This is a genomic window from Streptomyces sp. NPDC045470, assembly GCF_040646595.1.
Classification (GTDB): domain Bacteria; phylum Actinomycetota; class Actinomycetes; order Streptomycetales; family Streptomycetaceae; genus Streptomyces.
In genome coordinates this window covers 810,719-829,893 of the sequence record NZ_JBEZAN010000003.1, presented here as the reverse complement: position 1 = coordinate 829,893, position 19,175 = coordinate 810,719, and the positions used below count along the sequence as shown (strand labels likewise).

Sequence of the window (19,175 nt, the reverse complement as noted above, 5' to 3'; positions counted from 1 at the left end):
GTCCGGTCGGCCCGCCGGACGGTCAACCGGTCATCGACAGGCCGTCGTCGGCGCCGCCGCGGGAGAGGACCACCTCGCGTACGGCGTCCCGGGCCCGCGCGTGCGCCGGTCCGCCGGGCGCGCCGCCGGTCAGCGGGACGACGCGGAACGCCTGTTCCACATCGGTGAGTTGCGGGGTGAACTCCGCCTTGGTCACCGTCCAGCGCCGGCCCGCCGCGTCCGGCGGCGCGAAGGTGAAGCGGGCCATCGAGCTCTGGTTGCCGCGGGGGTCGACCGCGCCCTGCGGGTTGTACATGTAGCCGGCGAGCTGGTCGCCCATGCCGTACACGACCCAGGTGCCGTTGACCTTCTCGTACGCCTGCGGGACGTGGGCGTGGGTGCCGAGGAGGAGATCGATGTCGGGGCGGCCGCCGGTGCGGGCGGCGGTGAGGGCGTGGGCGAGCGTCTGCTGCTGCTCGTCGGGTTCCTGCTGCCACTCGGTGCCCCAGTGGAGGCTGACCACGACCACGTCGGCGCCCGCGCGCCGGGCGGCCCGCGCGTCGGCGAGCATCCGGTCCCGGTCGATGAGGTTGACCGACCAGGGCTGTCCTTCGGGGACGGCGATGCCGTTGGTGCCGTACGTGTACGCGAGCTGGGCGACCTTCGCCCGCCCGGCCTCGAGGAGAGTGGGCCGGCCGGCCTCGTCGGCGGTACGGGCCGAGCCGGCGTGCCGTACCCCCGCCGCGTCCAGGGCGTCGAGGGTGCGGCGGATTCCGGCGGGGCCGTCGTCCAGGGTGTGGTTGGAGGCGGTGGAGCAGGAGTCGTAACCGGTGGCCTTGAGCGCGGCGGCGACCTGGGGCGGCGACTTGAACGCGGGGTAGCCGGTGAACGGGCCGCCGTCCTCGCCGTACACCGTCTCCATGTGGCAGATCGCGAGGTCGGCACCGGAGACCAGGGGCCGGACACCGGCGAGCATCGGGCCGAAGTCGTGGCTGCGGCCGTGTGCGTCCTTGCGGGCCTGCTCGATGATCTCGGTGTGCGGGAGCACGTCGCCGGTGGCCAGGAGGGTGAAACCGCCGGACGCCGCGGCCCGCGCGGGCTGCCCGGAGGTCGCGCCGTGGCGTCCCGCGGCGGGCTGCTGGGGACCGCAGCCCGCCGCCAGGAGTGCCAGTACGGCCAGGGCGGCCGGTCCGTGCGTTCTTGTCACGGATTCTTCATACCGGGGGGAACCGGGGAGTTCGCGCTGGTTGTGGCGGTCGGGTCACGCCCCGTACGGAGGCATGCCCGGCGGGCGCCTCACACCCGGCAGAGGATCTCGCCGTTCAGTACGCTGAACCAGGCGTCCTCCCGCGCGCCCCACTCCCGCCACGCGCCGGAGATCCGGTCCAGCGCGGCCTCCGTGGCGTGGCCGCCCTCCACTGCGCGCCGGGCGTACGCGGAGGCCACGGTCCGGTCCGCCCACAGGCCGCTCCACCAGGAGCGTTCCTCCGCTGTCGCATAGCACCACGCGCTCGCCGTCGAGGTGATCGCGGCGTCGGCGAAGCCGGCCTCCCGGGCCCAGGCGCGCAGGCGCCGCCCCGCGTCCGGCTCGCCGCCGTTGGCGCGGGCGACCCTGCGGTACAGGTCCAGCCAGTCGTCCATGCCCTCGGTCGCCGGATACCAGGTCATGGCCGCGTAGTCGGCGTCCCGTACGGCGACCACGCCGCCCGGCCTGGTGACGCGCCGCATCTCGCGCAGCGCCTGGACCGGGTCGCCCACGTGCTGGAGGACCTGGTGGGCGTGGGTGACGCAGAAGGAACCGTCCGGGAAGTCCAGGGCGTGGACGTCGCCGGTCACGAAGCGGACGTTGTCCAGGCCGCGTCCCTCGGCGGTGGCCCGCGCCTGCTCCAGTACGTCCGGTGCGTGCTCCAGCCCGGTGACCCGGCCGTCCGGCACCAGCGCGGCCAGGTCGGCCGTGATGGTGCCGGGGCCGCAGCCGATGTCCAGGATCTCCATGTGCGGCTCGATCGCGTCCAGCAGGTACGCCGCCGAGTTGGCGGCGGTGCGCCAGGTGTGCGAGCGCAGGACGGATTCGTGGTGCCCGTGGGTGTACACGGCGGTCTCGCGGTGGCCCGGGGGACGGGCGGCGGACCCGCGGGGCTCCTGGGTGTGGACGGCGGACTCGTGCGGCATGGCGGACGGCTCCTTCGCGCTCCCGGTCTGCAGGTGTGAGCACCGTACGCCGGGCAACCGCATGATGAGAACACCGTCTCGTCATTCGGGCAGCAGGCGGTAGACGGTCAGCGCCTCGTTCTCCTTGCAGATCGTCAACTCACGGGGTGCGGGCGCCACTTCACCGTCGTACGCCAGCACGCTGCCCTCCGTCAGGCCGCCCAGGCGGACCGACCGCATCCGGGACTCGCTGAGCACGGGGGAGTGGCGCAGCGCACCCGTCAGGGCCGCGGTCAGCAGCCGCGTACGGGCCAGCCGCCCGCCGTGCACCACCCGTACGTCCAGCACGCCGTCCGCCAGGTCGTGCCGGCGCACCGGCGCCAGCCCCAGCCCGCGGTACGCGCAGTTGCCCGCGAACAGCAGCCACAGCTCCCGCTGTTTCCCGTTCACCTCCACCGTCACCGGGTCGGCCGTCCGCAGCACCTTCCAGGCGGCCAGCACCCCGGCCGGCCAGGCGCCGATCCGGCTCGCCCACTCCTCCCGTACACGCACCAGCTCCGGGTACGCGCCGACGGAGAAGGTGTTGAGGAAATAGGTGGGGTCCTCGCCCGGCGCGGTGCGGAACCCGGCCAGGTCCACCGCGACCGCCTCACCGCTCTCCACCGCCCGGGCGGCATCCGTCAGCGTCTCGATGCCCAGGTCGTACGCGAAGTGGTTGCGGGTGCCGCCGGGCAGCACCGCCAGCGGCAGGCCGTGCCGCACGGCGACCGCCGCCGCGGCGCAGACGGTGCCGTCCCCGCCCAGCACGCCCAGCGCGCCGCCGGCCCGGGCGGCCTGTTCGGCGGCCTCCTCCAGCGCCTTGTCCATCGGCGGGGACTCCGGGTCGCCGCACAGCACCACCTCGGCCTCCGGCAGTACGCCCCGCACCTCCTGCACCCGGTCGGGCCGCTGCCCGGTGCGCTGCCCGGACGCGTGGTTGGCCACCACGAACAGCCCGCGGCCGCCCGGCAGCGAGGGCGCGTCGGCCGCCGGGCGCGCCGGGGGCGCCAGCTGCGCCCGGGTCGGCGCGAGCCCGCGCACCGCGAGGGCGGCACCCACACCGAGCGCGGTTCCCGCCAGGACGTCACCGGGATAGTGGACGCCCGTGTAGACGCGGGAGAACGCGACGGAGGCGGCGACCGGCGCCAGCGCCAGGCCCCACCACTTGTTCTCGAACGCGACGCCCGTGGCGAAGGCGGCGGCGGACGCCGCGTGGCCGGAGGGGAAGGAGGTGGTGAAGGGCTGCCGGTTCAGCTGCCGTATGACGGGTACCGCGTCCAGCAGCGGCCGGTGGCGCCGCACCGAGCGCTTGCCCAGGGTGTTGACCGTCGCCGACGCCGCGGCCAGCGAGGCCACCCCGCGCAGCGCGGCCCTGCGCATCGGCCGGCCGCCCAGGGCGGCCGCGCCCGCCGCGATCCCCATCCACAGCAGCCCGTGGTCGGCGGTGCGCGTCAGCCGTGGCAGCACGCGCTGCGCGCCCGGCCAGTGCCGTGACGCGACACTGTCGAAGATCTCGCGGTCCCAGGTACTCAGCAGCTTTCGCATGGGCCACCTGTACCCCGAAGAAGGGGGCACATACAGCAGCCCCACCGTTCCCCGCGTCGTCCGTTTCATCGGCAGCCGCTCCCGTCGGTCGGATCGGTCGGATCGGTGGTACTCGGGTGGGCCCCCGTGGGCCCTGGTCGGTTCCGGTGGGCCGTGGTCAGCTCCGGTGGGCCCTGGTCGCCTCCGGTGGGGCCGGTGGCCTGGGTGAGCCCGGTGGCCGCGACGGGCCCGGCGGCCCCGGACGGCGGGGCCGTGACCGCGCGGCCCGGCTACGGCTCGGCCGGCTCAGCCCACCCAGCCAGGCCCAGCCCGCCCGACCCGACCCGCCCGGCCCGGCCCGGCTCGCCGCCCGGTCTCAGGCGAGCCCCGGCCCTCCGTTCCCGGTGTCCGGCCAACTGTCCGGGGCGGCCCTGCTGATGTCCGCTAGCGCCGAGTCCGGGTCCTGGGCACGGGCCAGGTCGCCGATGCTGACCACCCCCACCGGCGTCCCGTTCTCGACCACCGGCAGCCGCCGCACCGCGTTGGTGCGCATCAGCGTGACCGCCTCGCTGATCCGGTCGTCGGGGCCGACGCAGACCGGCTCGGGGGTGCACACCGAGCGGCAGGACACGGCGAGCGGGTCGACCCCGTCGGCCACCGCGCGCAGCGTGATGTCCCGGTCGGTCACCACCCCCAGCAGCACGCCGTCCTGCGTCACCAGGACGTCCCCGATGTCCTGGGCGCGCATCAGCTGCGCCGCCTCGACGAGCGAGGCGTCCGGCAGGACCGCCGCGACGTCCGGGGTCATGACGTCCCTTACGAACTGTGCCATGGCTGTTCGCCTTCTCTCGGTCGGGCCGGCGGGCGGCAGGAGGGGCCGCGGCGGCCGGGGCGGGCCCGGGGTACGGGAGCGCCCCGGGAACCGTCACCCCGGGGCGTCGTGCGGGAGCACGCAGACGGCGCCGTACCCGCCGTGGCGGCGCCGGTCGCCGCGCCGGGCCGGAGCGGTCCTCGTACGATCGAAGGAGGCGACCGGACGGACCGGATGGTCCGAGGTACCGGAACGGCCCGCGGGGCCGGGGCCCGGCCTGGTAGTGAGTGGGGTGAGGAATCCGAGTTCCATGCCTGCCTCCGGGGCTCGCTCCGAGCCTGCCGCCGGACGTGTCCGGGTGGTTGTGCGAGCGGGTACCCGAAGGGACGCACCCGACACGGAGGGAGAAACCCCGATGCCGTCCCACGACATGCCCACGGACCCGCCGCGGCCCGCGGAGACGAAGGCTGCCGCACCGGGCACCGCGACCCTGGGAGTCCCGCCCGCCCGGCTCGACGAACAGCAGCTGCTGCGCGAGCTGGAGACCATCCACCGCACCCGCCACGACACTCTCCTGCACGGTTCCACCGACGCCCTGACCACCCACAACGCGCGCATGGCGGAGCTGGAGGGCGAGTACCTGCGCCGCCATCCGCGCCGCTGGGTCGCCTCCGGCCGCACCCGTTCCGGTGCCCGTGCCCGCACCGGCTGACCACCCCGTGACACCGCCCCTCGGCCCCGTCCGGTGACATCGGGACGTTTGACCGGGGCACCGGGCAGGTACCCGGTCACCGGCCGAGCGGCCACGGAGAAGGCCCCGGGAGCCAGGGCGACGGGGCAGTGGGAAAGAGCGCCCGGGTGCGGAATGTGGGGTTCCGTGCCCGGGCCTCTTTCGTGCTCCGTGCACCGGACCCCACCCCGTCCGGCCGGTTCGCCGCCATGCCGTGGTCCAATGCGGTGACCGGCCGCCGGCCGGCGGCTGTCAGGGAGGGACACATGGCGGACATCCGGCACACCACGGCAGGCGCCACGCCACAGGAACCGGGCGCGCCCGCACGGTTCAAGGACCTGGCTCTGGACGCCCGCGACCACCACGCTCTCGCCGACTGGTGGTGCGCGGCCATGGGCTACGTCCGCCGCCCGCCCGCGACGGACGAGGAGCAGCCGCGCGCCTGGCCGGTCCCGATCGTCGATCCCGCCGGCACCGGCCCGCTGATCTGGATCAACCCGGTCACCGAGCCCAAGTCCGTCAAGAACCGGATGCACCTGGACGTCTGGGGCGACACCGACCGCCTGCTGCGGCTGGGCGCGACCCTGGTACGCAAACGTGACGAGGACATCGCCTGGGACATCCTCGCCGACCCGGAGGGCAACGAGTTCTGCGTCTTCGCGCCTCCGGAGGCCACCAGCGGGCCCGCCGACGGGAGTTGACGGACGGACATCGGCGCGTCCGCCCGGGCACCCGCCCGCCCCTCACAGCACCCGGTACGGCGTAGCCTCCTCGTGGCGGAACTGGAGGCCGTGGCCCGGCAGTTGTTTCGTGCCGGGGCGGACCGTGCCGCCGGACGGGTCGAGGACGCCGTCGAAGAACATCGACTCGATGCGTACGTGGTCGTGGAACCACTCGATGTGCCGCAGGTTGGGTACGCAGGCGGCCGGGTGGGCGTGGACGTGTGGTGCGCAGTGGGCGGAGACCTCCAGGCCGTGGGCCTCGGCGAGGGCCGCGGCGCGCAGCCAGACCGTCAGGCCGCCGCACCGGGTGGCGTCGATCTGGAGGCAGTCCACGACCGGGGCCAGGCGCGCGAAGTACGGCAGGTCGTAGCCGTACTCGCCGGCTGTCACGTCGCACACGACCAGGTCACGGACGACCCGCAGGCCCTCCAGGTCGTCGGAGGAGACCGGTTCCTCGAACCAGCCGACGCCCTGGTCGGCGAGTGCCCGGCCGACCCGTACGGCCTGCTTGCGGGTGTACGCGCCGTTGGCGTCCACGTACAGCTCGGCGCGCGGTCCGATGGCCGTACGGGCGTTGCGTACGCGGGACAGATCGCGCTCGACGGCGCGGCCCCACTCCTCACCGATCTTGATTTTGACCCGTTCGATGCCCTGCCCGTGCACCCATCCGTTCAACTGCGTCGCCAGGTGGGTGTCGTGGTACGTGGTGAACCCGCCCGACCCGTAGACCGGCACCGCACTGCGTACGGCGCCGATCAGATGCAGCAGCGGCAGTTCCAGCAGCCGCGCCTTGAGGTCCCACAGGGCGATGTCCACCGCGGACAGCGCGCAGGCGACCAGCCCGGGCCGGCCGGCGTTGCGCACCGTCCGGCTCATGGCCTCGTAGGTGCCCTGGACGTCCAGCACGCAGCGGCCGAGGACCGGACGGGTGAGCAGGTCGCGGACGACCGAGCCGGTGTCGGCGGCGGCGTAGGTCCAGCCCAGCCCGGTGGTCGTCCCGGAGCGGGCCTCGACGACGATGACGGTGGTGGTGTCCCAGGCGAGGGTGCCGTCGGCTTCCGGCGCGTCGGTGGGGACGGTGTAGGCGGTGACGTCCAGCCGCTCGACTTTCATTGACGGAGGGCTCCTCTTCGGTCTCGGTGCGGGCCCGGGACCGGCCCTCGTTCCTGCCGCTCCGGCCGCTCGCAGGGGGTTCCGCCGGTACGCGTACACCGTCGGCCGGCCCGGCCGCCCGGCCGGTGACCGGGGGCAGCAGGCCGTCCCGCACGGGTTACCTGACCCGCGGGCCGGAAACCTCCCGTGCCGGTGTGTGCCGCGGCCGATTCGGCCCGCGAGGCGTTTACCGGCACCGGCTCCGGGCACGCGATCCGTGTGCTTCGGACCGGAGGCACGCCCGTGGGAGCGAACCTGCTCTCCGAGCGTGCACTCCGGCTGCGCTCCCGCGGAGGACCCCAGTCCACCGATCAGGGAGCCGGGACCATGCCCTCTGTACGCACACATCATCTCGCGAGTACCCAGCGCGGCCGGCCCGCCGACCGCCCGCCGGGCCCGCGCCGCACCCAGAAGAAGCACCCGCACGACGACGCGCCGGACACCGGCGCCGACTTCCGCAAGCTGACGGCGCTGCCCGACGGGCCGGAGCGGGACGCGCTGCGCCAGAGCATCGTCTGTGCCTGGCTGCCGATGGCCGAACGTCTCGCGCGGCAGTTCCGCAACCGCGGTGAGACCACCGAGGACCTGACCCAGGTCGCCTCGCTCGGCCTGGTCAAGGCCGTGGACCGGTACGACCCGGACCGCGGCTGCGCGTTCGAGAGCTTCGCCGTGCCGACCATCGTCGGCGAGGTCAAGCGGCACTTCCGCGACCACATGTGGGGCCTGCACGTGCCCCGGCGTGTCCAGGAACTGCGCAACCGCGTCCGTACGGCCACGCTGGAGCTCACCCACGCGCCCGACGACCACCGCCCCGCCGCCGGGGACATCGCCCGCCACACCGGTATGACGCTGGAGGAGGTACTGCTCGGCATGGAGGCGCTGGAGAGCTACTCGACGCTCTCGCTGGACGCCGAACTGCCCGGCGCGGACGACGGGTACGCCATCGTGGACACCCTCGGCGGCCCGGAGCCCGGCTTCGACCTCGTCGTGGACCGCGAGGCGGTCAGGCCCAAGCTGCAGATGCTCCCCGAGCGCGAGCGGCAGATCCTCTACCTGCGGTTCTTCTGCGACATGACGCAGAGCCGGATCGCCGACCGACTCGGCATCTCGCAGATGCACGTCTCCCGCCTCATCAACCGCACCTGCACCCGGCTGTGCGACCAGGTGGGCGAACGGGAAGCGGCCTGAGGCCAGGGCCCGGGGCTCATCGACAGCCCAGGGTTCAGGGGTGCAGCGCGCGCCCCAGGTGGCGGGCCAGCCGGTCGACGGCGCCCGCCTCCGCCAGGCTGAACGCCCGCCGTCCGCCCGTGCGCAACAGGGTCAGGACACCGCGCACCGGCCCCGTCCTCGCCCGCAGCGGCACGCACAGCAGCGAGGTCACCTCGGCGCGGGCCAGGATCGGCGCCCCCGCGGGGTCGTGACCGAACGCCCCGAGATCCTCCGGACGCACCTGGAGGGTGGCGTTGCCCGCGCGGGCCGCCTCGACCACGACCGGGCAGTCCCCGGGGAGCTGCGCGGCCAGGACGGCCGCGAGGTCGTCCGGGGAATGCGGACCGCCGGTGCCGCGCGGGCCCGTCGCGCCGTCCGCCGCCGGGCCGTACGCCTCGTCCCCGGCGTACGGCCCGGGTCTCTCCGGCCCGTGCGCCGCCACCCGCACCAACGGCCCCCCGCCGCGGGTCACCAGATCGGCCGTCACCCAGTCGGCGAAGCGCCCGCGCAGCACCCGGCAGGCCCGGTCGAGCACGGCGGTGGGCTCCCGCGGCGCATCCAGGAGGGCCGTGGTCATGTCGTCGAGGAGGTCCATCAGTTCGGTGTTGCGGGTCACCTCGGACAGGCCGGGCCGCGACGTTCCCGTGCGGCCTGCTTCCGTCGCGTGGTCCGGGTTCCCCGTGCGGTCCGCTTCCGTCGCATGGTCCGGGTCCCCGGTACGTCCCGTTTCCGCCGTGCGGTCCGGGTTCCCCGTACGCTCCGCCTCCGCCGCGCGGTCCGGGGCCTCCGTACGCTCCGCGGTTCCGGGCCGCTCCGCCGCCACCGGCTCCGGGCCGGTGAGGAAGACGGTGAGGACGGACGTGCCCGGCTCGCCCTGGGGCCGCAGCGCCGTCATGGTGGCCCGCAACGACTCGTCCGCGCGCCGGACACCGTCCGGCGGCGGCAGCAGCCGTACGACCAGGCTGCGGTCGCCCTCGTTGCGGGCGACCGCGGCCACCTGGGAGCGGAAGGCGGCCCGTTCCTCGGGGACGAGCGAGGCGGTCAGCGGGCGGCCCGCGGCATAGCCGGCGCGCATGCCGAACAGCCGGGTGCCGGCGAAGTTCAGCCGCCGTATCACCGCGTCCGGGTCCAGCAGCACCACCGCGAACGGCATCCGCTGGAACAGCGCGCGCAGCAACTGCTGTTCCTCGGCGGCCCGCCGGGCGCCGTTGTCCCGGTCCGCCGGCAGGCTCCGTTCGAGGCGGGGCAGCATCACGTCGACGACGTGCTGGAGTTCGAAGAGAGCGGCGTCCAGGACGGACAGCCGCTCGGTGGAAGGCAAGGCGCGTGCGGCGCGCAGCTCTTCGACCCGTCTGCGGAAGTCCGCCAGTTCCGCAGCGACGCGCTCGACCTCGGCCATGCCCTCAACCTAACCGGTGCGCCACCGGACCGTACCCCGCCGGCGCCAAGCCGACCGGGGACCGGGCCCGGATACCCGAACTCGACGGGAAACAGGTGTTTTTGTCCGCCCGCACCGGGCAGCCGATCCAGTGCGGGGTCCATGACTTCCCGTCTACGGACCCGAAAGGACTGACCACACAGTGGACGCGACAACGCCGACCCGTACCCGCTTCGAGACCGGGACGCCGGACCTCGCCGAGGGGCCCTCCGCCCGCAGTCTCGCCCACCTCGCCGAGCAGGCCGCCCTGTGCACCCCGGACAGCTGCGGCGCCGCCGCGACGGTGAGTTCCGCCGACGGCACCGCCGAAGGGCCGACCGCGGTGACCCACCCCGACCTGTCCGCCCTGGTCAGTGTGCAGTGGGAGTCCGGTGAGGGGCCCATCCCCGCGGCGCTGGACACCGGCCGGGCCACCGGCACCGACGACCTGCTGCACGAGAGCCGCTGGCCCGAGTACCGCACCAAGGCACTGGAGGCCGGAGTACGCTCCAGCGCCACCCTCCCGTACCGCCGGGACGGCATCACCCTCACCCTCACCGTCTACGGCTTCCGGCCGGGCCTGAAGGTCGAGAAGGGCTGTACGGCGACGGACGTGCTGGGTGAGCTGGCCGCGACCGGACTGGCGCGGGAACGCCGCTACCGTGAGGTGCTCGTCGAGGTGGACCAGCTCGACACCGCCCTGCGCACCCGGCCGGTGGTCGACCAGGCATGCGGCATCCTCATGTACGTGCTGGGGTGCGACGTGGACACGGCCTTCGACACGCTGCGCCGACTGTCCCAGCGGACCAACCGCAAGCTGTCCGACCTCGCCGGCGCCCTGGTCCGTACCCGAGGACACGGGCTGGAGGCCGAGCTGCGGTGCCTCGGCGAGAAGGGCCGACACCCCCACCGCGCGGCCGCCCGGGGCAAGCGCGCAAACTCCGCCGACACCGAAGCGCCGGACGACGGCCCCACACCGTAGCGGCGGCCGGAACCGCTGTCTCCGAAGGCCCCGCGCCCGGCCACCTCGGACGGAACCGCTGCCACGCGTGCCCGCCTCCCGCCGCGCCCGGACACCGGCACTCGGCCGACCGGTGACGTGTCGCCCCGCCTCCCTGCCCCCGCGATCTGCAAAGGTGGTCGGGGCCCGCACTCATGTGATGGGCCCACGATCGACCTGCCGTGGAGTGTGGAGGTACGGATGCAGCGGACGGCCCTGGATCCGGATCCGGCCCCGGAGCCGGATCCGCCGGCGGGGCTGCCGGTCCTCCCGGAACTCGCCGCACACCTCGCCGCCGCCGCGGACCGCACGGAACCCGAGCCGCCCGGCGGCTCCCGGCCCCTGCGCGCCGCCGCCTGCGACTACTGGGCGCGCCGCGGCCTGGAGACCGCGCCGGAACGGGTGCTCGCCGCGCCGGGCGCGCCCGCCCTGCTCCTCGCGCTGCTCGCGGCCGCGGGCGGCGACGTGCTGCTGCCACGGCCCTGCGCCCAGTGGTACGCGCCGGCCGCCGCACTGCTCGGCCGGACGGTGCACCGCGTCCCCGTACCGGCCGAATCCGGTGGCGTACCGGACGCGTTCGCCCTGCTGGAAGCCGTACGCCGGGCCCGGCTGACCGGAGCGGGGCCACGGGTCCTGCTCGTCTCCGTGGCCGACGACCCCAGCGGCACCTGCCCACCGCCCGAGCTGGTGCACGAGGTGTGCGAGGCGGCAGCGGCGGACGGACTGTGGGTCGTCAGCGACGAGACCGGCCGCGACCTGCTGCACGATCCCCACGACACGGTGGTGCTGAGCCCGGCCGAGATGCTGCCGGACGACGTCGTCGTCCTGACCGACCTGCGGGCCACCCTGGTACCGGCCTCCTGGCCCGCCGCACTGGCCCGCTTCCCGGACACCGGACGCGGCGCCGCACTGCGCGCCGCGACCCTGGAACGGCTCGAAGCGCTGCGTACCCCGACGGCCGGGCCGGTCGCCGCCGTCGTCACCCACGCACTCACCGAACCGGAGCCCGTACGGGTCCGCACCGCCGCCGCTGCCCGGGTGCACGGCACGCTCGCCGGAACGCTGCACCGCATCCTCACGGCGGCGGGCGCCGTCTGCCGCCCGCCGCACGCGGGCAGTCACCTGTACGCCGACTTCGACCCGTTGCGCCCGGCCCTCGCCGCCCGGGGCATCACCGGTCCGGCCCCTCTGGAAGGCGCTCTCGCGCCCTGGGCGGCGCGCGGCGGGCACCGCTTCGGCGACGATCCGCGCGCGCTGCGTGTACGGCTGAGCACCGAAGTGCTGCTCGGGCCCGACGCCGACCACCGGCGCCGGGTCCTCGAAGCCCCCGACCCCTTGAGTCTTCCCCATGTGGCCGAGGCGCTGAGCGCTCTGTCCGCCACTCTTGCCGCGCTCGTGGACACCGGCTCCTCGTAGCCCGCCGGTCGTGCCGCCGCCGCGCGCCCTTCCGGCCCTCGTCCCCCCGCCCCTCCTTCCCTCCGGTTCTCGCCCCTCCGGCCTTCGTCCCCTCCGGCCTTCGTCCCCGGCCTCCGCCCGCACCCCGGTGGCCGTCCCGACCGGCAGCACGGCCGGTCATGCCCCACCGAATGGAGCCCCTCGATGACCGAACAGACCGAACGTTCCCTCACCGAGCCTCTCCCGCCGCCCGCCGGCCCGCACCCGGCCGGCGCCGCGCCCGCGCCGGTCCGCCCGCCGGGCGAGGTCCGCACCTGGCCCCGTGACTTCACCGACCGGCTCACCGCGCCGCTGCCCGGCGTACGCGCCCTGGCCCGCATCGCCCGCGAGGGCAAGCTGCGGCCGTCCGCCCAGGCCCTCCTGGACATCCCCGACCTGCCCTTCGAGCCCGGTCCGCTGCCGGAGCCCGGCCCCCGGGACATCGCCGTCACCTGGGCGGGCCACGCAAGCTGGGTGCTGCGCATCGGCGGCCTGACGGTGCTGACCGACCCCGTGTGGTCCCGCAAGATCCTGGGCACCCCGCCCCGCGTCACCCCGGTCGGCGTCCGCTGGCAGGACCTGCCGCCCGTCGACGCCGTCGTGATCAGCCACAACCACTACGACCACCTCGACGCCCCCACCCTCAAACGGCTTCCGCCCGACACCCCGCTCCTGGTGCCCGCCGGACTCGCCCGCTGGGCCCGCCGGCGCCGCTTCACCCACGTCACCGACCTGGACTGGTGGGAGGCGGTCGAACTGCCGGGCCCCGCCGGGCCGGTCCGCTTCGACTTCGTCCCGGCCCACCACTGGAGCAAGCGCACCCTGACCGACACCTGCCGCTCGCTGTGGGGCGGCTGGGTCATGACGGCGCCGGACGGGCGGCGGGTGTACTTCGCCGGTGACACCGGGTACGGCCACTGGTTCGAGGAGATCGGCGGCCGGTACCGGGGCATCGACCTGGCGCTGCTGCCGATCGGCGCGTACGACCCGCGCTGGATGCTGCGTCCGGTGCACACCGACCCCGAGGAGGCGGTCCGCGCCTGCCAGGACGTGGGCGCCCGGGCGATGGCCCCGATGCATTGGTCGACGTTCCTGCTGTCCGCCGAGGCGCCCCTGGAGCCGCTGCACCGTGTACGCGCCGCCTGGGAGGCCGCCGGGCGCCCGCGCGCGGACCTGTGGGACCTGGCGGTGGGCGGCTCGCGCGTTCTGGAGGGCGGGGCGGGGGAGGGGGCGGTGGCCGGGTGATCCGGGGCCGCGTGCGGTGAGGTGCCGACGGCCGGGTGGGGCGGGGGCGGCCGGTGGCTGGGGGTGGCGGGGGCGGCCGGTGGCCGGGTGTGGCAGGGCGGCCGCTCAGCGCGGGGGCGGCCGGTGGCCGGACGAGGCGGGGGCGGCCGGTGGCCGGGGAGGCGCGTGCGGCCGCTCAGCCGCCCCTTTCGTGGCGCAGCCTCCGCCACACCGCGGGTGCCCCGCTGACCACCAGCGTCAGACCGACCGCCGCCGCCACGCCCTGCCACGGCTCGCCGAACAGGGAGCCGCCCAGCAGGCCGATGAGCTGGTACGTCACCGCCCAGGCCAGACAGGCCGGCAGGTCACCGCGGGCGAAGCGCCGCAGCGGCATCCGGGACAGCAGGCACGCCAGCATCACCGGAATCCGCCCGGCCGGCACCAGCCGTGACAGGACGAGCACCAGCACCCCGTGCTCACGCAGCTTGGTCTGCGCCCGCGCCAGCCGTTCCGGCGCCGCGCGGTCGCGCAGCCGCTCCAGCCAGCGCGACCCGTTGCGGGACCGTACGCCGCGCTGCCCGAGCCAGTACAGCCCCAGGTCACCGAGGAAGGCGGCGAGCGCGGCCAGCCCGAAGACGATCAGCAGGGCCCACGGCGACCGCTGGTGGAAGGCCACCACCGCGGCGGAACTGACCACCGCGCCGGTCGGCACCACCGGCACCAAGGACCCCAGCACCACCAGCAGGAACAGCGACGGGTAGCCCACCACCTGCTGGGTCGTCTCGGGGGGCACGCCGCCCGCCAGCCCGCCCGTCACCGCGCCGCCGCCAGCCGTACGGACTCGCCGTGCGCGAGCCGGTGCACCGCCACCCGGGGCGCCAGCAGCCCGGCCTGCCGGGCGAACTCGTCACCGGGGGAGTGGAACTCGTGCGGGCGCACCGCGTCCAGGCCGATCGGCCAGTACGTGCCGTAGTGCACCGGCACCGCGCTGACCGGCGCCAGCCGGGCCGCCGCCTCGGCCGCGCGCCGCGCGTCCAGGTGGCCGTGCCCGAGGAACGGCCCCCAGCCGCCCACCGGCAGCAGCGCCACGTCGACGGCGCCGACCTCCTCGGCCATGGTGTCGAAGAGCCCGGTGTCGCCCGCGAAGTACGTCGTCGCCGCGCCGTGCACCACATAGCCGAGCGCCGGTACCCGGTGCGGGCCGTAGGGCAGCCGCCGCCCGTCGTGTGCCGCGTGCACCGCGCGGACGGTCACCTCACCGGACCCGTACCCGTACCCGTCCGCGTCCGGATGCGCGGCGCGGACCGTGACCGTCTCGCCGGGCCGCAGCTCCGTGACCCGCAGCCCCCGCGCCGCAGCCACCCGCCGCAGCCCCGGTACCGCGGCGACGGCGCCGCACGGCACCACCACCCGGGTGCCCGGCCCGAGGCGGGCGAGGGAGGCGGGGTGCAGATGGTCGGCGTGCAGGTGGGAGACGAGTACGGCGTCGGCGCGGGCCGCGCCCGGCGGCGGCAGCTCGCCCCGGCGGCGCCGCAGGTGCGCCAGCCGCCGCGTGAACAGCGGGTCGGTCAGTAGCCGTACGCCCGAATCGGTGACCGTGACGGTGGCGTGTCCCCACCAGGTGACCTCCACCGCCACAATGACCTCCCGACCGGAAACGGAAACGGCGTGCCGCGCGCGGGCGCACCCCCCGCCCGCCCTACACCGCACCCTCCGATCCTGCCTCATCGCGCTCCGGCGCCGGCCAGGCCGGGCTGTGACCGGCGGCCGACCCGCTCGCCGGCCCGCGCCCGTGACGCTCACTTCCCCCTGGTTCCTGCCGATCCTGCCTGCGGCGACAGCCGACAACATGTCGGCGGCGGCGGACACGACGTGCCCGTCGGCACCGCGGGCGGGCAGCGCGCCGCCGCCCTCGGCTACCCACCCCAGAACGCCCGCGCCGCCGAACAACTGGCCTTCGAGGGCGCGCTCACCCCCACCGGTGTCAGCGGCACGCGCCGGGCCGGCCGCTGGTGCCGCCGTCCCACCGCGCTGTCAGTGGGCTGTGACACGCTGTATGCGTGATGCCCGGTGAGGGTGTCGGAGCGTGACGAGCGGCGGGAGCGAGGTGAGCGCGCCATGTGGCGGCCCCGGTGGCGGACGGCGGGCGGAGCCCTGCTGCGGGTGACGGCGGTCTGGGTGGTGTCGTCGCTGACGCTCCTGGTGCTCGCCGCCCTGCTGCCCGACTTCCGCCTCCAGTCCGCGAGCGGTGACAGTCTCACCCGTACGTTCCTCACCGCCGCGCTCGGCGCCGGAGCCTTCGGCCTGCTCAGCGCCCTGGTCTGGCCCCTGCTCGTACGGGCCCTGCTGCTGGTGCCCGCCCTCGTCCTCGGGCTGCTGGTCTTCTTCCTGAACGGCTCGCTGCTGCTGGTCGCCCTCGGACTGATTCCCGAGGGACGCGGCCAGGCCGCGCCCGAGACGGCCGTGATCGTCGCCGCCGTGATGTCCGCGACCTCGTCCGCCACCTCCACCTTCCTCGCGGTGCGGGACGACGACGCGTACCGCCGCCGCCTGGTGCGGCTGGCCGGCCGCCGGCACGGCCGCCGCCGCGGCGCCCCCGGCGACCCCGGGCCCATAGCGCCCGGCACGGTCTTCCTCCAGCTCGACGGCCTCGGCCACGACCTGCTGCGGGAGGCGACCAGCGGCGAGCGGCCCCTGATGGGGACGGTCGCGGGCCTGATCGGCGGCACCCACCGGCTGACCCCGTGGCGTACGGACTGGTCCAGCCAGACCGGCGCCAGCCAGCTCGGCATCCTGCACGGCACCAACCACGACCTGCCCGCCTTCCGGTGGTACGAGAAGGAGACCCGCCGGCTGATCGTCAGCAACCGGCCCAGCGGCGCGGTCGAGCTCCAGAAGCGCGCCGAGGCCCGCACGGGCGACGCCGGCCTGCTCGGTTTCGACGGCGCGAGCCGCGGCAACCTCTTCAGCGGCGGCGCCGATCAGCTCGCCCTGGTGATGTCGGTGGCCGCCCGGCGCGGCCGGCACAACCGCTCCCGCGCCGGCTATTTCGCGTACTTCTCCGACCCGGCCAACGCGACCCGTACGGCGGTGTCCTTCCTCGCCGAGGTCTTCCGCGAGATCGGACAGTCCGTGCGGTCCCGGCTCCGCCGGGAGACGCCGCGCGTCAGACGCGGCGGTCTCTACCCGTTCATCCGGGCCTTCGCGACCGTCGTCGAGCGCGACGTGGTGGTCGCCGCCGTCATCGGCGACCTGCTGGCCGGCCGTACGGCCGTCTATGCCGACCTGGTCGCCTACGACGAGGTGGCGCACCACTCCGGCCCCCGGCACCGCGACACCCACCAGGTGCTGCGCCGCCTGGACCGCGCCGTCGGGCTGATCGCCGACGCCGCGCAGTACGCCCCCCGCCGCTACCGCGTCGTCCTGCTCTCCGACCACGGCCAGAGCCCCGGCGCGACCTTCCTGGACAGCTACGGACTCGGCCTGGAGGACCTGGTGCGGGCCGGCTGCGGCCTGCCCGTCTCCCGGCGCGCCGGGCGGACCGCGAGCGGCGCCGAGGCGCGCGAGGCGGCCCGCGCCGCGCTGCACCGCCCGGAGGGCGCGGACGGCTGCGGCCCGTCCGACCCCGTCGTCCTGGCCTCCGGCAATCTGGGCCTGGTGTCCTTCCCCGACCTTCCCGGCCGGGTCACCCGCGAGGAGATCGAGCGCCGCCACCCGGCGCTGCTGGCCACCCTCGCCAACCACCCCGGCATCGGCTTCCTGCTGGTCCGTTCCGCCACGGACGGCGCCGTGGTGCTGGGGCCCGGCGGCGCCGAACACCACCTCGACACCGGCCGGATCGTGGGCCACGACCCCCTGGCCGGCTTCGGCGCGGGCGCCGCGGACGCCGTACGGCGCACGGACGGCTTCCCGCACACGGCGGACATCATGGTCAATTCCTCCTGCGACCCGGCCACCGGCGCGGTGCACGCCTTCGAGGACCAGATCGGCTCGCACGGCGGGCTGGGCGGCGAGCAGAGCAGCCCCTTCCTGCTGTGGCCCGCGGAGCTGTCCCCGCCCACCACCGACGGCACGGAACCGACCGGTGCCGAGCAGATCCACGCCATCCTGCGGCGCTGGCTGCGTGAGGTGGACGGGCCGCAGATACCCCTCGGGGGTCCGGCGGACGAACTGCGGCCGGGAGGGCCCGCGCCCGAAGTATTTTCACCGGCCGACGGTGCCGCGCGGGACAAAACCCGCTGATTTTGTGCAACGTTGCAGGTCGAAGACGATGAGCAGTCGCCCGGCACCTCCGGGCCCGCACAGCACGACGAGAGGCTCACCCCAGCCATGCACGACCGGCACACCCGCCGCTTCGGTCTAGGGACCGCCATCTGTCTGGTGATGGGAAACATCATCGGCGGCGGCATCTTCCTCCTGCCGGCCTCGGTAGCCCCCTTCGGCACCGTGAGCCTGGTCGCCTTCGGCGTCCTGACCGTCGGCGCCATCGCGCTGGCCCTGGTCTTCGGACGGCTGGCCGCCCGCCATCCGGACACCGGCGGCCCCTACGTCTACGCCCGTGAGGCGTTCGGCGACTTCGCCGGATTCCTGTCCGCCTGGTCCTACTGGACCATGACGTGGGTGAGCAACGCGGCCCTCGCGGTCGCCGCGGTCGGCTACGTCCACGTGCTCTTCCCCGGGCACGACTCCAAGGGCATGGACCTGCTGGTGGCGCTGGTCGCGCTCTGGCTCCCGGCGCTCTCCAACTTCGCCGGCACCCGCTACGTCGGCGCGGTCCAGCTCGTCTCCACCGTCCTGAAGTTCGTCCCGCTGCTCTTCATCGCGATCGTCGGGCTGTTCTTCTTCGATCCGGACAACCTGGGCTCCTTCAACGAGGGCGGCGGCAGCGCGATCGGCGGCATGTCGGCCGCCGCGGCCATCCTGCTCTACAGCTACGTGGGCGTGGAGTCCGCGGCGATGAGCGCGGGCGAAGTGCGCGACCCCGAGCGCAACGTGGGCCGCGCCACCGTCCTCGGCACGATCGGCGCCGCCGTCGTCTACCTCCTCGGCACGGTCTCGGTCTTCGGCACGGTCGCGCACGACAAGCTGGTGGACTCCAAGGCGCCGTTCTCCGACGCGGTCAACGCCATGTTCGGCGGCCAGTGGGGCGGCACGGTCATCGCGATCGCGGCAGTCGTCTCCATCGTCGGCGCGCTCAACGGCTGGACGCTGATGAGCGCCCAGTCGCCGTACGCCGCCGCCAAGGACGGCCTGTTCCCCGCCGCCTTCCTGAAGAAGCAGCGCGGCGTGCCGACCTTCGGCGTGCTGGCCGCCTCGGTGCTGGCCACCGCCCTGACCGTGCTCAACTACCTGATCGGCGCGGGCGGCGTCTTCGAGATCCTCGTCCTGATCACGACGTTCTCGGCGACCGTGCCCTACCTGCTCGCCGCGGGCGCCCAGATCTACTTCCTGCTGACCGGTGAGCGCGACAAGGTCCGCCCGGCCCGCTTCGTGCGGGACCTGGTGCTCGCGCTGGTCGCCTTCGGCTTCACCTTCTGGCTGGTGGCCGGCGCCGGATACGCCGCGATCTACCAGGGCGTGCTGTTCCTGTTCGCCGGCATTCTCGTCTACGCCTGGATGGCGGCCCGCCGCACGGGCCGCCGCCGTCGCGCGGAGGAAGCGGCGGCCGGGGGGCCCGCAGCGGCCGAGGTGCTCACCGCCGCCGGAGGACCGGTAGCGGCCGAGAAGCCCGCGGCCGTCGAGCAGCCCACGGCCGGAGGGGCGGCAGAGGCCGGGCGCTGACG

Annotated in this window: 16 protein-coding genes and 1 pseudogene; 9 read left to right on the top strand and 8 right to left on the bottom strand. The window is 75.0% G+C overall.

Annotated features, from left to right (window positions below):
- Positions 1–22 precede the first annotated feature (22 nt).
- The 4 genes from AB0A97_RS13805 to AB0A97_RS13790 form a co-directional block, all read right to left on the bottom strand.
- Complete coding sequence (locus AB0A97_RS13805) at positions 23–1,186, bottom strand: CapA family protein (RefSeq protein WP_361148603.1); 1,164 nt, start codon at positions 1,184–1,186, stop codon at positions 23–25.
- An 89-nt stretch (positions 1,187–1,275) separates the two neighbouring features.
- Positions 1,276–2,151 carry a methyltransferase domain-containing protein gene (locus AB0A97_RS13800; protein WP_361148601.1) on the bottom strand — a complete coding sequence of 292 codons (876 nt, stop codon included), beginning with the start codon at positions 2,149–2,151 and terminating at the stop codon, positions 1,276–1,278.
- An 81-nt stretch (positions 2,152–2,232) separates the two neighbouring features.
- Positions 2,233–3,714, bottom strand: coding sequence for a phosphatase PAP2 family protein (locus tag AB0A97_RS13795; RefSeq protein ID WP_361148599.1), 1,482 nt, complete (start codon positions 3,712–3,714; stop codon positions 2,233–2,235).
- A gap of 355 nt (positions 3,715–4,069) precedes the next feature.
- The gene (locus AB0A97_RS13790; protein WP_361148597.1) at positions 4,070–4,525 is read right to left on the bottom strand and encodes a CBS domain-containing protein; all 456 of its coding nucleotides are present in this window, start codon (positions 4,523–4,525) and stop codon (positions 4,070–4,072) included.
- A gap of 394 nt (positions 4,526–4,919) precedes the next feature.
- Here AB0A97_RS13790 and AB0A97_RS13785 point away from each other — a divergent pair, with 394 nt between their 5' ends.
- Complete coding sequence (locus AB0A97_RS13785) at positions 4,920–5,216, top strand: DUF6158 family protein (RefSeq protein WP_361148596.1); 297 nt, start codon at positions 4,920–4,922, stop codon at positions 5,214–5,216.
- A 284-nt stretch (positions 5,217–5,500) separates the two neighbouring features.
- Positions 5,501–5,935: a VOC family protein gene (locus AB0A97_RS13780; protein ID WP_361148594.1), complete on the top strand. Its 435-nt coding sequence runs from the start codon at positions 5,501–5,503 to the stop codon at positions 5,933–5,935.
- Between the two features lie 42 nt (positions 5,936–5,977).
- Here the strand turns inward: AB0A97_RS13780 and AB0A97_RS13775 are convergent, their stop codons facing one another.
- Complete coding sequence (locus AB0A97_RS13775; RefSeq protein WP_361148592.1) at positions 5,978–7,069, bottom strand: enolase C-terminal domain-like protein; 1,092 nt, start codon at positions 7,067–7,069, stop codon at positions 5,978–5,980.
- A 366-nt stretch (positions 7,070–7,435) separates the two neighbouring features.
- On the opposite strand from AB0A97_RS13775, the gene AB0A97_RS13770 reads away from it, so the two are divergent.
- Positions 7,436–8,296, top strand: a complete 861-nt coding sequence (locus AB0A97_RS13770; protein ID WP_361148590.1) for a SigB/SigF/SigG family RNA polymerase sigma factor — start codon at positions 7,436–7,438, stop codon at positions 8,294–8,296.
- 34 nt (positions 8,297–8,330) lie between these two features.
- Here AB0A97_RS13770 and AB0A97_RS13765 read toward each other — a convergent pair whose 3' ends face one another.
- Positions 8,331–9,716 carry a PAS domain-containing protein gene (locus AB0A97_RS13765; RefSeq protein WP_361148588.1) on the bottom strand — a complete coding sequence of 462 codons (1,386 nt, stop codon included), beginning with the start codon at positions 9,714–9,716 and terminating at the stop codon, positions 8,331–8,333.
- Positions 9,717–9,897: 181 nt separating this feature from the next.
- Between AB0A97_RS13765 and AB0A97_RS13760 the strand changes: the two genes are divergently transcribed.
- From AB0A97_RS13760 to AB0A97_RS13750, 3 genes are all read left to right on the top strand, one after another.
- A complete protein-coding gene (locus AB0A97_RS13760) occupies positions 9,898–10,716 on the top strand; it encodes an ANTAR domain-containing protein (protein WP_361148586.1) in 819 nt (272 codons plus the stop codon).
- A 219-nt stretch (positions 10,717–10,935) separates the two neighbouring features.
- Complete coding sequence (locus AB0A97_RS13755; RefSeq protein WP_361148584.1) at positions 10,936–12,150, top strand: aminotransferase class I/II-fold pyridoxal phosphate-dependent enzyme; 1,215 nt, start codon at positions 10,936–10,938, stop codon at positions 12,148–12,150.
- A gap of 183 nt (positions 12,151–12,333) precedes the next feature.
- Entirely contained in the window at positions 12,334–13,413 is a 1,080-nt protein-coding gene (locus AB0A97_RS13750) for an MBL fold metallo-hydrolase (RefSeq protein ID WP_361148582.1), read from the top strand.
- A 175-nt stretch (positions 13,414–13,588) separates the two neighbouring features.
- On the opposite strand, the gene AB0A97_RS13745 is transcribed toward AB0A97_RS13750, so the two are convergent.
- The gene (locus AB0A97_RS13745) at positions 13,589–14,209 is read right to left on the bottom strand and encodes a VTT domain-containing protein (RefSeq protein WP_361148580.1); all 621 of its coding nucleotides are present in this window, start codon (positions 14,207–14,209) and stop codon (positions 13,589–13,591) included.
- Positions 14,206–15,030, bottom strand: a complete 825-nt coding sequence (locus AB0A97_RS13740; RefSeq protein WP_361148578.1) for an MBL fold metallo-hydrolase — start codon at positions 15,028–15,030, stop codon at positions 14,206–14,208. Before AB0A97_RS13740 ends, AB0A97_RS13745 begins: the two co-directional genes overlap by 4 nt.
- Positions 15,031–15,184: 154 nt before the next feature.
- Here AB0A97_RS13740 and AB0A97_RS13735 point away from each other — a divergent pair.
- The 3 genes and pseudogenes from AB0A97_RS13735 to AB0A97_RS13725 form a co-directional block, all read left to right on the top strand.
- Positions 15,185–15,375: pseudogene (locus AB0A97_RS13735) on the top strand (alkanesulfonate monooxygenase); the annotation flags it as partial.
- A gap of 135 nt (positions 15,376–15,510) precedes the next feature.
- The gene (locus AB0A97_RS13730) at positions 15,511–17,634 is read left to right on the top strand and encodes a phage holin family protein (protein WP_361148576.1); all 2,124 of its coding nucleotides are present in this window, start codon (positions 15,511–15,513) and stop codon (positions 17,632–17,634) included.
- A gap of 87 nt (positions 17,635–17,721) precedes the next feature.
- Positions 17,722–19,173, top strand: coding sequence for an amino acid permease (locus AB0A97_RS13725; protein ID WP_361148832.1), 1,452 nt, complete (start codon positions 17,722–17,724; stop codon positions 19,171–19,173).
- Positions 19,174–19,175: the final 2 nt, after the last annotated feature.

Coding starts and splice junctions, on each gene's coding strand:
- AB0A97_RS13800 (WP_361148601.1), bottom strand. CDS start 2,151: ATGCCGCACGAGTCCGCCGTCCACACCCAGGAGCCCCGCGGGTCCGCC.
- AB0A97_RS13795 (WP_361148599.1), bottom strand. CDS start 3,714: ATGCGAAAGCTGCTGAGTACCTGGGACCGCGAGATCTTCGACAGTGTC.
- AB0A97_RS13790 (WP_361148597.1), bottom strand. CDS start 4,525: ATGGCACAGTTCGTAAGGGACGTCATGACCCCGGACGTCGCGGCGGTC.
- AB0A97_RS13785 (WP_361148596.1), top strand. CDS start 4,920: ATGCCGTCCCACGACATGCCCACGGACCCGCCGCGGCCCGCGGAGACG.
- AB0A97_RS13780 (WP_361148594.1), top strand. CDS start 5,501: ATGGCGGACATCCGGCACACCACGGCAGGCGCCACGCCACAGGAACCG.
- AB0A97_RS13775 (WP_361148592.1), bottom strand. CDS start 7,069: ATGAAAGTCGAGCGGCTGGACGTCACCGCCTACACCGTCCCCACCGAC.
- AB0A97_RS13770 (WP_361148590.1), top strand. CDS start 7,436: ATGCCCTCTGTACGCACACATCATCTCGCGAGTACCCAGCGCGGCCGG.
- AB0A97_RS13765 (WP_361148588.1), bottom strand. CDS start 9,716: ATGGCCGAGGTCGAGCGCGTCGCTGCGGAACTGGCGGACTTCCGCAGA.
- AB0A97_RS13755 (WP_361148584.1), top strand. CDS start 10,936: ATGCAGCGGACGGCCCTGGATCCGGATCCGGCCCCGGAGCCGGATCCG.
- AB0A97_RS13750 (WP_361148582.1), top strand. CDS start 12,334: ATGACCGAACAGACCGAACGTTCCCTCACCGAGCCTCTCCCGCCGCCC.
- AB0A97_RS13730 (WP_361148576.1), top strand. CDS start 15,511: ATGTGGCGGCCCCGGTGGCGGACGGCGGGCGGAGCCCTGCTGCGGGTG.
- AB0A97_RS13725 (WP_361148832.1), top strand. CDS start 17,722: ATGCACGACCGGCACACCCGCCGCTTCGGTCTAGGGACCGCCATCTGT.